10 protein-coding genes are annotated in these 12,610 nt (G+C 64.8%); 7 read left to right on the top strand and 3 right to left on the bottom strand.

Annotated features, from left to right (window positions below):
- The first annotated feature begins 190 nt into the window (after positions 1-190).
- The 6 genes from CS1BSM3_RS03740 (at position 191) to CS1BSM3_RS03715 (ending at position 9,640) form a co-directional block, all read left to right on the top strand.
- The gene (locus tag CS1BSM3_RS03740) at positions 191-1,978 is read left to right on the top strand and encodes a tetratricopeptide repeat protein (protein WP_072385610.1); all 1,788 of its coding nucleotides are present in this window, start codon (positions 191-193) and stop codon (positions 1,976-1,978) included.
- Positions 1,979-2,857 carry a 4-(cytidine 5'-diphospho)-2-C-methyl-D-erythritol kinase gene (locus CS1BSM3_RS03735; RefSeq protein WP_072385609.1) on the top strand — a complete coding sequence of 293 codons (879 nt, stop codon included), beginning with the start codon at positions 1,979-1,981 and terminating at the stop codon, positions 2,855-2,857. It begins immediately after the preceding gene.
- 216 nt (positions 2,858-3,073) lie between these two features.
- Positions 3,074-4,633 carry a vWA domain-containing protein gene (locus tag CS1BSM3_RS03730; protein ID WP_072385608.1) on the top strand — a complete coding sequence of 520 codons (1,560 nt, stop codon included), beginning with the start codon at positions 3,074-3,076 and terminating at the stop codon, positions 4,631-4,633.
- 413 nt (positions 4,634-5,046) lie between these two features.
- Positions 5,047-6,807: an ABC transporter ATP-binding protein gene (locus tag CS1BSM3_RS03725; protein WP_072385607.1), complete on the top strand. Its 1,761-nt coding sequence runs from the start codon at positions 5,047-5,049 to the stop codon at positions 6,805-6,807.
- Between the two features lie 686 nt (positions 6,808-7,493).
- A complete protein-coding gene (locus tag CS1BSM3_RS03720) occupies positions 7,494-8,915 on the top strand; it encodes a type II and III secretion system protein family protein (RefSeq protein ID WP_174263619.1) in 1,422 nt (473 codons plus the stop codon).
- 35 nt (positions 8,916-8,950) lie between these two features.
- On the top strand, positions 8,951-9,640 hold the full coding sequence (locus CS1BSM3_RS03715) for a CpaD family pilus assembly protein (RefSeq protein WP_072385605.1): 690 nt from the start codon (positions 8,951-8,953) through the stop codon (positions 9,638-9,640).
- 14 nt (positions 9,641-9,654) lie between these two features.
- Here CS1BSM3_RS03715 and CS1BSM3_RS03710 read toward each other — a convergent pair whose 3' ends face one another.
- The 3 genes from CS1BSM3_RS03710 to CS1BSM3_RS03700 all read right to left on the bottom strand — a co-directional run bounded on the left by CS1BSM3_RS03710 (position 9,655) and on the right by CS1BSM3_RS03700 (position 11,503).
- Positions 9,655-9,942 carry a GNAT family N-acetyltransferase gene (locus CS1BSM3_RS03710; RefSeq protein WP_210188743.1) on the bottom strand — a complete coding sequence of 96 codons (288 nt, stop codon included), beginning with the start codon at positions 9,940-9,942 and terminating at the stop codon, positions 9,655-9,657.
- Positions 9,943-10,068: 126 nt separating this feature from the next.
- Positions 10,069-10,671 carry an NAD(P)H:quinone oxidoreductase gene (gene wrbA / locus CS1BSM3_RS03705; RefSeq protein ID WP_072385603.1) on the bottom strand — a complete coding sequence of 201 codons (603 nt, stop codon included), beginning with the start codon at positions 10,669-10,671 and terminating at the stop codon, positions 10,069-10,071.
- A 127-nt stretch (positions 10,672-10,798) separates the two neighbouring features.
- The gene (locus tag CS1BSM3_RS03700) at positions 10,799-11,503 is read right to left on the bottom strand and encodes a pirin family protein (RefSeq protein WP_072385602.1); all 705 of its coding nucleotides are present in this window, start codon (positions 11,501-11,503) and stop codon (positions 10,799-10,801) included.
- Positions 11,504-11,630: 127 nt separating this feature from the next.
- Here CS1BSM3_RS03700 and CS1BSM3_RS03695 point away from each other — a divergent pair, with 127 nt between their 5' ends.
- Positions 11,631-12,545 carry a LysR family transcriptional regulator gene (locus CS1BSM3_RS03695; protein WP_072385601.1) on the top strand — a complete coding sequence of 305 codons (915 nt, stop codon included), beginning with the start codon at positions 11,631-11,633 and terminating at the stop codon, positions 12,543-12,545.
- Positions 12,546-12,610 lie beyond the last annotated feature (65 nt).

Genomic DNA, 12,610 nt, shown 5'->3' with positions numbered 1-12,610 from the left:
CGGTGGGCCCGGTAGCTGCGCCGATCGGTCCCATGAACCTAGAATTGAGTTGATTTCAGCCGCGATCGGCTGGCCAAGATGGTGCCGCAGTTGTTAGGCTAGTTGCCCGAGCCGGGCCCGAGCTGATGGACTGGGCTGTTTCAGGCGTGCGTGTTCGGTACGCAGAATGCGCAGCCTGTGGAGAGACAAGATGCTTTTCGCGCGCGCCGCGCTCATTGCCGCCCTCGTGGCGTGCCCGCTTTGCACAAGTGCCGACGCCCGCGGTGACGAGCGCCAGACCGAGGTCAGGCCGTCATTCGGAGGCTATCTCGCGGGCCGCGTCGCGCGCGGCCAGCACGATACGGAAGCGGCGGCGCACTTCTTCAAGCGGGCGCTGTCGCGGGACCCCACGAACGAGATCCTGCTCGAGCAATCGCTCATCATGGATCTGACCGAGGGGCAGATCGCGGAATCGGTCGATTTGGCGCAGCGCCTGCTCGCGGCTCACCCGACGCACCGGGTTGCCGGCCTTGTGCTCGGCGTCGATGCGGCTAAGCGATCGGACTTCGTGAACGCCAGCGATAAATTCAAGCGGGCGGCAGTGAGCCTCGTCGGCGAGGTCACGAGCACGCTCGCGGGGGCCTGGACACGATACGCCGAGGGTGACGTCGACGGCGCGCTCGCCCAGCTCGATGGCCTCAAGCAGGCCGATTGGGCGCAGTACTATCTGCGCTTTCACAAGGCGCTCATCAGCGATCTCGCCGGGCGTAATCAGGAGGCGGGCCGCCTCTACGAGCGCGCATTCCGCAGCGAGCAGCGGCTCGTACGCCTGACGCTCGCCTATGCGCAGCACGCCGCTGCACGCGGCGATCGCAAGCTCGCCCGCTCGATCATTGCCGAGCATACGCGCCGCACGACCGGAAATGTCCATCCCTACATCACGGCGCTGAGCGAGAGCCTCGACCGGAACGACAAGGTGCCCCTGCTCGTCACGAACCCGAGCGAGGGTTTGGCCGAGGTCTTCTTCGGCCTCGGAGAGGCGCTCTCGAGCGAGGGCGGCATCGGGTTCGGCACCGTCTACCTGCAACTGGCGCTCCACCTCGAGCCGTCGTCGCCGTTCGCGCTTGCCGCGCTGGCGTCGGTCTACGAGACGACGAAGCGCTATGAGAGCGCGATCCGGACGTACGAGCGCATTCCCGAGGGGACGCCGATCCAGAACTCCATCCGGGTCAGGAAGGCGCTTCTTCTCAATCAGCTCGACCGTCTCGATGAGTCCCGGGCACTGCTCGAGCGCATGGCGGACGAGGACGAGACGGATATCCGCGCGCTCGATGCGCTCGGCAACATCATGCGTTCGCGCAAGCGCTACGATGAGGCCATCACCTACTACGATCGCGTCATGGACCGGATCGGCACGCCGCAGAAGCAGCACTGGGCGCTCTTCTTCGCGCGCGGCACGGCCTACGAGCGCTCCAAGAACTGGCCCAAGGCAGAATCTGACCTGCAGCGCGCGTTGAAGCTCTCGCCGGATCAGCCTTCCGTGCTCAACTATCTCGGCTATTCCTGGGTCGACCAGAACAAGAACCTGAAGCAGGGCATGGAGCACATCCGCAAGGCTGTGCGGCTGCGTCCGGATGACGGCCATATCGTCGACAGCCTCGGTTGGGCTCACTATCGGCTCGGCAACTACCGGGATGCCGTGCGCTATCTCGAGCGGGCCGTCGAGCTGATGCCGCAGGATCCGATCCTCAACGATCACCTGGGCGACGCCTACTGGCGCGTGGGCCGGCGGAAAGAGGCCCGCTATCAGTGGGGCCAGGTGCTGACGCTCAACCCCGAGCCCGAGGACGTCGACAAGATCAGGTCGAAGCTGGCCGAGGGGCTGCCGGCACGCGCACAGGCGCGCGCACCCAAGCGCCCCAACCAGGCCGCGCGCAGTGACGTCCAGCGCAAGAAGCGCACCGAAAACCAGGTGTCGCCGTCTCCTCAGCTCCGGTAGATGCCCGCGACGCTGCCCAAGGTCCTGGTCGAGACAGCCCGCGCCAAGGTCAATCTGACGCTCAGCGTCTTGGGACGGCGGCCTGACGGTTATCACGAGCTGGAGAGCTTGGTGGCCTTCGCCGATGTCGGCGACGAGGTGACCTTGCAGGTCGATGCGCCTGTTGGTGTGACGGTCAGCGGGCCTTTCGCTGGTGCCATCGACAGTGAGAACATTGCATCCCGCGCTCTGAGGGCCGTCGCCGAGGCCGCGCCGTCCCTCCGCCTTGGTGGAGTCGCCATCGAGAAGAAGCTACCCGTTGCTGCCGGCATTGGCGGCGGGTCGGCTGATGCTGCGGCGGTGCTGCGTGCCGTCCGCCGCGCAAACGGTGCCCAGGCTTCGGAGGTCGACTGGCCCGCGCTCGCGGCCTCGCTCGGAGCTGACGTTCCGGTCTGCCTTATGAGTACGGCCCAATTCATGTGGGGTATCGGGCGTGAGACCGCGTCTCTTCCGGGTATCCCGGCCCTGCCAGCCGTTCTCGTCAATCCCGGCGTTCCGCTGGCGACCGGCCCCGTCTTTCAGGCCTTGAAGGCTGCCCCGGCCCCCGAGAGGGACGCGTTGCCGGCCCTGCCGGGCCCATTTACGGACATCACCTCGGCGGCCGAATACATCCGTCTACGGGGCAATGATCTGGAGCCGGCGGCGGCAGGCCTCTGCCCCGCGATCGGCACGGTGCTGGCCGCCCTCGGGGCCGAGCCGGGCGTGCTCGCGGCCCGGATGTCGGGCAGCGGTCCGACATGCTTTGCCATTTTTGGGACTGCCCTTCACGCCGAGGCGGCCGCGGAGCGCCTCCGCGCGCACAATCCGGGCTGGTGGGTCGTCGCGACGACACTGACCTGAGGGCCGTTCTTGCTTGATGCCTGGTTGCTTCGGGCCCCCGAAATTTACCCTCTCGCAGGCTAAGTGAAACTGCATAAACTTGTTTGCGTTGGTTTTACGCAGACGCAGCCCTCTGCCGCCTATGGTCCGTCTCGTGTGGGGGCAGGGAGGCGGATGATGAGGGATGTTAACGGGGAAGGGGCCCGCCCGGCGCCGCGCCGGGGCCTGAGCGCCTTCATGCGGCGTTTCTCCACCAACGAGAGCGGCGCCACCATCATCATCTTCGCTATCGGTTTTTCTGTCGTCGCGCTCGCGGCGGCCATCGCCATCGACTATGGACGCGTCGAGATCGAGCACGCGCGCATGCAGCGGGCGATCGATGCCGCGGCGCTGGCAGCGGCGCATCGTCTCGGCCGGCCCGATCAGGACGAGTCGGGTCCCGCAGCGGCGCAGGCATTCTTCAAGGCGAACGTGCCGAAAGGCTCGAAGCTTGCCATCTCCGATCTGAAGATGGATCCAGAGGCCGGCCAGGTCACCATTTCGTCGGGCGGCCGGCATCCCACGACCTTGATGGCCATATTCGGCGTCAAGGACATGGCGCTCGGCGCCGGCACGAAAGTCGTGCGTGGCGACGGCACCGTCGAGGTGGCACTCGTGCTCGACAACTCGGGCTCCATGGCCGGCACGCCGATCGCCGAGCTGAAGGACGCGGCGCGCAATCTCGTCGACGTGGTCTTCTCTGGCGCGACGGGGAACGGCAAGGTCTCGATCGGGGTGGTGCCGTTCGCTGGTTCGGTCAATGTCGGCGCGCACCGGCGCGATGATGCATGGATCGATTCCGAGGGGCTTTCCCCGGTTCACCACGAGAACTTCGCCTCGCAGCTTACGCGCTTTCAGGTGTTCGACCAGCTCGCGACGCCATGGCGCGGCTGCGTCGAGGCGCGCCCTGCGCCCTACGATGTGAACGATACGGTGCCGACGTCGGGGACGCCCGCGACGCTGTTCGTGCCGATGTTCGCGCCCGACGAGCCGGATAGCGTGAATGCGGCCGGCGGCTCCTATCCGAACAACTATCTCAGCGACTTCGGCGGGAGCTGCCCCACCCCCGAGCAGATCTGCGTCAAATACAATAGCAACAAGACCAAGTGCACCGAATACGGCCCGAAGCCTATGACACCGGACGAGGCTCAGGCGCGCATGTGCAAGTATGAGAATGCCGCGCCGCCATCGGGTCTCGGTCCGAACTACGGCTGCACGACCGCGCCGCTGATCGAGCTCACCTCGCACAAGGACGATGTCACGTCGGCGATCGATGCCATGGTCGCAAACGGCTTGACGAATATCGGCGAAGGCCTGATGTGGGGCTGGCGCGTGCTGTCGCCGGAGGCGCCTTTCACAGGCGGGCGCGCCTGGAACGAGAAGAAGAATCAGAAGGTCATCGTCCTCATGACGGATGGCCAGAATACTTATTCGCGCTATTCGACCAACCACAACTGGACCGCCTACGGCGCGTTCGGATTTGGCGCGAAGGGCCGGCTCGGGACGACCAACACGGCGACGGCGCTCACCAACCAGATGAACGCCAAGACGCGTGCCGCGTGCACGAACGCCAAGCAAAAGGGGATCGTCGTCTACACGATCGCCTTCCGGCTCGAGAACGACGCGGCCACGCGCGCGCTGCTGTCGGACTGCGCCTCAGACGGCAGCAAGGCTTTCGCGGCCAAGGACGGGACGGCGCTGTTTCACACCTTCCAGGCCATCGGCCGTGAGATCTCCAATCTCCGCGTCGCGGGCTAGCGTCGCGCGAGGCCGCTGAGGCCGCCCGCCGGAAAGCCCCGACGCTGGTACGAGAACTAGGCCTCTTGGATGGCGGCCTGCTCGGGCTGAGGCCGGTGGCCATATCCGCCGGCCGAACGGCCATTCATGACGCGGATCGCGCACATCATTTCGGCGCCGCCTCACGAATGCCTCATTCCCTGTGATGCAAGTGCCACATGTGGCCATGGGCGTGGGCTACGCAACGGCCCGCGGGGGACCGAGCTTCTCTTCGCCGCATATTGCGAACAGCGCGCGCGTTGAGATGGCGCCATGGTGTGAATATGAGTAGTGGTGAGGGAACACGTACATCGAGAGCCGTGCCCGCATTTCAGTCTCGCTGCCGGCCATGCGCTGGCGCAGGTGCGGGCCTTTGACGTCGGAATGAAGACATCATGACCAGCGATGCCCCCGTCTGGCCTGTTGTTAAGCGCCTCTTCGGCGAGCACGCGCGCGAGTACATCCCGCGCTACGCCGTGGCCTTCTTTTTCATGGCCATCGTTGCCGGATCGACGGCCCTCACCGCGTGGCTGATGCGCGACGTCATCAACGACGTCTTCGTCAAGCAGGACCGGCAGGCGCTCACGTGGCTTCCGCTGGTCATTGCGGGCCTTTTCATGGCCAAGGGCTTTGCAGCCTACATCCAGGAGGTTCTGCTCAGCCGTATCGGCAATCAGATCGTCGCTCACATGCAGAAGCGGCTTTACGATCACATGCTTCGCATGGACGTGAAGTTCTTCCAGGAGCGCAGCTCGGGCGAGCTGATCACGCGCATGTCCACCAACGCCCAGGCGGCTCGCGAGATGATGAATCTTCTCGCCGTCGGCCTCGGCAGGGATCTTCTTACCGTCATCAGCCTCTTCGTTGTCATGGCGCTGCAGGACCCGCTTCTGTCGTGCGTTCTTATTGTTGTCGGGCCGGGGGCTGCCTACGGCATGAGGCAGCTAAGCCGGCGCGTGAAGAAGGTCGCCGGCAGTGAAGTGAATTCGATGATCCAGGTCGTCTCGACAATGCGCGAGACGACACAGGGAATTCGCATCATCAAGTCCTTCCAGCTCGAGGACAAGATGCGGGAGCAGATGGCGGCGTGCATCGAAGCCGTCCAGCGTCTCAACAACAAGATGGTTGCCGTAAAGGCGCGCGTGAACCCGCTTCTCGAGGCTGCGGCCGGTCTCGCGATCGCCGCTGCTGTTGCGTATGCGGGATGGCGCACGATCTCGCATGGCCAGTCTCCGGGCGAGTTCTTTGCCTTCATTGCCGCCCTGCTCATGGCGGGCGAGCCACTCCGCCGGCTCTCACGGCTTCAGCTACAGCTCGTGACGTGCGCCGTGCAGATCAAGATGCTCTACGACGTGCTCGATACGCCCGCCGTCGAGGCCGAGGCCCAGGCGAAGCCCCAACTGGTGGTGAGACGCGGCGAAGTTCGCTTCGACAAGACCTCTTTTGCCTATACTGACAATACGCCTGTCCTGAACGAGCTGAGCTTTACTGCCCCTGCAGGAAAGACCACCGCTCTTGTCGGCCTATCTGGCAGTGGCAAGACGACCGTATTCAATCTCTTGCAGGATCTCTGGCGCCCATCGAGCGGCGCGATCTATATCGACAACCAGTCCATTGCGGATGTCTCCCTCTCATCTCTGCGCAGGCAGATGGCTCTCGTGAGCCAGGATGTGTTCATGTTCGAGGGGACGGTTCGTGAGAACCTCGTCGGCGCGCTGAAGGACGTTTCCGAGGACGCCGTCATCGCCGCCGCGCGAGCGGCCCACGCAGATGAGTTCATCAGGCGCCTTCCTCAAGGTTACGACACGCCAGTCGGAGAGCTCGGTGGGCGCCTGTCCGGTGGGCAGCGTCAGCGTCTTTCGATCGCGCGCGCCTTCCTGAAGGATGCGCCGATCATCCTGCTGGATGAGCCGACCTCGGCACTGGACAGTGAGACGGAGCGCATCATCCAGACTGCGCTGCAGTCACTGACTGGCGGTCGCACGACGATCGTCATTGCCCACCGCCTCGCCACGGTTGCCCAGGCGGATGTTATTCACGTGCTCGATCAGGGGCGGGTCGTGGAGAGCGGCAACCAGGCAGAGCTTCTTCGGCGCGATGGCCGCTACGCGAGGCTGCACCGCCTTCAGTTCGGCGACCTCGCGGCTCAATCCTGAGGCGTTGCGCACGGCGCCGGTTTGCGATGTCGCCGCCCCCCGAGACGCGCGGACCACCGCATAGTCGCGACTTTGGTCCGGCTACAGCAAGCTTATGCACAATTCACTGACAGCCCGGCGCGAGGGCCGGACGAGCCTTCACAAAGCCCAGAGGATACAGCCCTAGGAGGCCATTCCTAGGCGCAGAATCGGGCTTTTTGTTCCGATCTGCGCGTGCGCCGCGCAGCCGCCGGCGTGGCACGAGGCTTGGGACAATCTGTGGATCGCACACGCACAGGTCACACGACGCGCACACTCGAGGCTGGTCGCGCCGCACGATATCGTGATCACTTGCCAGCGTGGGGTGGGTAGAGACCTCGTGTTGATGTCTTGTCTGCGGTGCGTTCATGGCAGTGAACGTCACCCCGTATGGCAGGAAGCGAGGTCGCTGTGCCCGACGGCGTTCGTGCAGTCCCGATCGTGCTCCAGGTGTGGTGGAGTGCGAAAGAATGGGGCGCGAATTCCGCCGGCGCTTGGTGTGCCTGCCTGGCAGGGGGCCAGATGTTTTGCGTCGCGTGGGTCCTCCGTTACAGCGGGGGCATGTGACCGTGTTCGGAAGTGCATTCGGATCTTGGGTCGGCCGGGGCCGGCTCGCAGCACTCCTTTCTGTGGGGGTGATGATCATCGCCTTTGGCGGCGGCGCTGCCATGGCACAGGGGAGGGATGCCGCGAGCTTCGGTGGTGAGCCGGGGCACCGCTCCTATCTCAGGGTTCCAGCGAATACGCCGTTGCCGGCGACGCGACGGATCACGATCGGCGCCGACAAGTCGATGCTGGTCGAACTCCCGGTCGATCTCGACAATGTCCTCATATCGAATCCCGAGGTCGTCAACGCTGTCGTCAAATCGCAGCGCCAAGTCTATCTGCTGGCCAAGGATCAGGGCGAGGCCAACGCCTTCTTCATGGGGCCGAACGGGCAGAAGATCCTGCTGCTCGAGGTCGTCGTCGCGCGCGACCTCAGCGCTCTCAACGAAGCGCTGCACCGCCTCTTGCCGGGATCGAAGATCGCCGTCGAGCCTATGGGCGATCAGGTCGTCCTCACCGGTAGCGTCATGACGCCGGTCGACGCCAATCGCGCTGCCGAGATCGCGACCCGCGCAATGAAGAAGAAGGACAGCGTGATCAACATGCTGACCGTGGCCGAGCCGACCAAGGAGCAGGTCCTGCTCAAGGTGACGGTCGCAGAGATGCAGCGGGACGCGCTGCGCCGCCTCGGCGTCGACTTCCCGAATGCGGTGCTGCAAAGCGGCAACTTCACATTCCAGAAGATCGTGGCCAATGCCTTTCCGGTGACCAGCTCGGTGGCGCCGCTCATTTCGAGTGGCAAACAGATCAACAGCGGGGCCGCCGGCGTGGCTTCGGCGATCGGCTGGAGCACCGGCAACAATTCGGTCTCGGCGGTCATCGAGATGCTCGAGCGCACCGGCCTGATGCGAACGCTTGCCGAGCCCAATTTGACGGCCTTGTCGGGCGAGACCGCGAAGTTCCTCGCTGGCGGCGAATTCCCGATCCCGGTCGCCGGCGAGTTCAACCAGATCAAGGTCGAATTCAAGTCGTTCGGCGTCAGCACGACTTTCAAGCCTCTGGTGCTGAGCGACGGGCGCATCAGCCTCGCGATCGGCGCCGAGGTGAGCGAGCTCTCGACCGAGGGCGCCGTCACCATAAACGGCATCTCGATTCCCGCCCTCAAGGTTCGGCGGGCTGAGACGACGCTCGAGATGCCGAGCGGCGGCACGCTCGCGATGGCGGGAATGCTTTCGGATGATACGCGCCAGAGCGTCGAAGGTGTGCCTGGCCTGAAGAATGTACCTGTGCTCGGTCAGCTCTTCCGCTCGAACGATTATCGCCGCCGCGAAACCGAGCTCGTCATCCTCGTCACGCCCTACATCGCGACGCACATGTCAAAGACCGAGGCCGCGCGGCCCGACAAAGGCTTTGCGCCGACGAGCGACCTGAAGAGCATCTTCTTCGGCCACCTGAACCGTCTCTACGGCCCGATTGCCGGTCCGCCTCCCGAGGGTGAGTTCGGCTTCATCATTGCTTATCCCGATGCGGGCACGAAAGGCTGATCACGATGTCCTCTGCCCAACCGAGGTTTCGCACCATGGCCGGTGTCGCGGCGATGCTGGCGGCTGCAGCCAGCATCGTGCTTGCGGCCTGCGAAGAGCGACCGCCGCGTCTGCCGGATTACGTCGCTGTTGCGTTGAACGATGTGGACGAGCGCCATCCGATCGGCTTCGTGGATCAGGGGCAAGTTCTGCACATCGATGTGCCGCCGCGTGCCCGCGGCCTCAGCCACAATCAGCTCGTCGACATGCAGCGCTTCGTCGTGCGCTACAAGGCGGAGGGCGTCGGGAAGCTGTCGGTCTCGGTCCCGCGGCACGCAGGTGCGGACGCTGAAGCTTCGCACGCGCTCGCCGACCTCGGCCGCATTCTGCGTGATGCGGGCGTTGCGCCTGCGCAGGTCGTGCGGACGCGCCACAGCGACGCCCAGCGTTCGCGCTCGACCTTGCGCCTGAGTTACGCCCGGCCGCAGGCGCTCGCGCCAGCATGCGGCCACTGGCAGCAGGATGTCGGGAGGGATCCCGAGCGCCTGCACTATCCCCAGTTCGGCTGCGCGACGCAGCGCAATCTGGCCGGCATGGTCGCCAATGCCCGCGATCTCCAGCGGCCGCAGGACGAGCAGCCGCGCTCGGCTGAGCGGCGCTCGCAGACCTGGAGCAAGTACATCGCGCCAGATAACGGCGACGCCGCCGAGGCCAAGGCCAAAGCAGTCGACACAACGCGGAAGTAGCGGAGCGCTCGTGCTCAGTTCGATTTGACGTCGGCCCACTCGGGGTGACGGTCGAATTGAGATTTCACGTACGGGCAGAGCGCGAAGATCTTGAAGCCTTCGCTGCGGGCATCGGCGATCAGGCGGTCGACCATGGCCTTCGCGACACCCATGCCGCGCATGGAGTCCGGGGCCAGCGTGTGATCCGCGATCACCAGCGTCGGGCTCGCGCGAGAGAACGTCAATTCGCCCTCGCCTTCGATGCCGTCGATGCGGGCGACATAGCGGCCCTTGGTTGGTGTCAGCTCGCGTTCGATCTTGATGTCGGCCATATCGTTTCTCCGCAGCTTGGGCTTGGCGTTTCATTCAACGCCGAATTATCGCCACTGCAATCGTTCTTTCGCCGTGGGTCTGGCGGGCCGCGAAGCCCGCCGATCCACCGTTGTTGCTCAGGCGGCCTTCAGCTTGGCGGCGAGGCCCGCGACGTGGCGACCCTGGAAGCGTGCGCCGGCAAGCTCGTTCTCCGAGGGCTGGCGCGAGCCGTCGCCATCGGCAATGGTCGAGGCGCCATAGGGCGAACCGCCAGTTATCTCCTTCACGCCCATCTGCCCTTGGAATGAGTACGGCAGTCCGGCGATCACCATGCCCTGATGCAGCAGCACGATGTGCGTGGACAGGATCGTGCTCTCCTGCCCGCCGTGCTGCGTGGCGCTCGATGTAAAGACGCTGCCGACCTTGCCGATCAGTGCGCCCTTCACCCACAAGCCGCCGGTCTGGTCGAGGAAGTTCTTCATCTGCGCGGGCATGTTGCCGAAGCGGGTCGGCACGCCGAAGATGATGGCATCGTAGTTCGGGAGCTCGTCCACGGTCGCGATGGGCGCTGCCTGGTCGAGCTTGAAGCCCGACTTCTTCGCAACTTCCTCAGGAACAAGCTCGGGAACGCGCTTGATGTCCACTTGGGCGCCGGCTTCGCGGGCGCCCTCGGCAACGGACTGCGCCATCTTTTCTATGTGGCCGTAGCTCGAATAGTAGAGAACCAGAACCTTGCTCATGATGATTTCTCCATCGTGTGAAAGAGTGGGGATCGGCTTGTCGGCTTGTCGGGCGGTCTGCCCGCACCTGTCGAACGGGTGCGGGCAATCCGGGTTCCGTCACTTGATCGCCCGAGGGGCGGATGCTTCAGGGGCCCATGTCGAACAGCAGGACTTCGCCGTCGTCGACGCCTTCGAGGGTCAGAGCGCCGCTTTGGCCGACCGCGACGCCATCGCCGGCCTTGAGCTCAGTGCCGTTGAGCTTCGCCGTGCCGCGTGCGACCTGCACCCAGGCGCCGCGCCCTTCGGCGATCGTGTGCGTGAGTGCGTCGCCCGCTTTCAGCACGGTCGCGTAGAGGCTCACATCCTGATGGATCGTGACAGAGCCGTCGCGTCCATCACGTGAGCCGATCAGGCGGAGCCGGCCGCGCTTCTCCTCGGTGCTGAATGACTTCTGCTCGTAGCTGGGCTTGAGGCCCTCCTTCTCCGGGATGATCCAGATCTGGAGGAAATGTACGGGCTCCGTCTTCGAGGCATTGAACTCACTGTGGCGGACACCGGAGCCCGCCGTCATGCGCTGCACGTCGCCGGGCCGGATCACCGAGCCGGTGCCGATGCTGTCCTTGTGCTCGAGCGCGCCTTCCAGCACGTAGGAGATGATCTCCATGTTGCTGTGCGGGTGCGTGGGAAAGCCGCCACCCGGCGCGACCCGGTCCTCGTTGATGACGCGCAGCGGCCCGAAGCCCGTGTGCGCGGGATCGTAGTAGTGGCCGAAGGAAAAGCTGTGCTTGCTGTCGAGCCAGCCGAAGTTGGCCTTGCCCCTTTCCTCGGATTTGCGGAGTGCGAGTGCCATGTTGAGCTCCTTCTACCTGTCGGGCGGGGTTGCCGCCCCGGTGCATGGGCAATAGGTAGGGGCTCGCCGGATTTGCCTCAATCCGGTATGTTTCGGCCAAACTGCATCCAAAATGGATACAATTGGCATGGACAAGCTCGAGGCCATGAATGCCTTTGCCAAGGTGGTCGCCCTTGGCAGCTATGCCGAGGCCGGCCGGGCGTTGGGCCTGACCCGATCCGCGGTCAGCAAGGCCGTGATGGAGTTGGAGCAGCTCCTCGGGGCCCGGCTCCTCGACCGCACAACCCGGCGCGTCAACCCGACGGAGGCCGGGCTTTCCTACTACGAGCGTTGTCTCGATATTCTCTCGCGCATCGAGGAGACGGAGCTCCAAGTCTCGCGGCTCCACGACGAGCCCAAGGGGCTGCTTCGGGTCAATGCGCCCATGTCCTTCGGCACACTCTATCTGGGCGAGGCCATTGCGGCGTTCATGGCCGCCTATCCCGATCTCAATGTGGAGCTGACACTCAACGACCGCTTCATCGATCCCGTCGAGGAAGGCGTCGACGTCACCATTCGCATTGCCGCGCTCGCGGATTCGAGCCTGATCGCGCGCAAGATTGCTCGCACGCGGCGCGTGGTCGTGGCATCACCCGCCTATCTCGCGGCGCACGGAACGCCCGCGACGCCCGAGGATCTCACAAATCACCGCTGGCTGGGCTATGCCCCCGGCATGTCGCTTCAGCGCTGGTCGTATGAAAAGGCTGATGGCACTTCCGGTTCAGTGGCGCTCAAGTGCGCGCTCAGCTCCAACAATGGGCACATCCTGCGCAATGCGGCGCTTGCCGGACAAGGTATCACCGAGCTTCCGACATTTCTTGTCGGGTGCGATATCGCGGCAGGTGCTTTGACCGTCGCGCTGCCCACGCATTCGCGTAGCGAGCTGGGCATCTACGCGCTCTACACGCCGAACCGCTATCTGGCGGCCAAGACGCGCGTGTTCATCGATTTTCTTGTGGCCCGGATCGGCCCGCGTCCGGAGTGGGACCGGTTCGATGCATAGAGCTTTCGAACCGCGGGCGGTGCGCTAGACTGGTGGCCCAAGGAATGCTGCGCGCCAGCGGCAGG

The organism is Hyphomicrobium sp. CS1BSMeth3 (genome assembly GCF_900117415.1).
GTDB lineage: Bacteria > Pseudomonadota > Alphaproteobacteria > Rhizobiales > Hyphomicrobiaceae.
The sequence above is the reverse complement of the archived record's forward strand: the minus strand, read 5'-3'. Positions and strand labels throughout refer to the sequence as shown.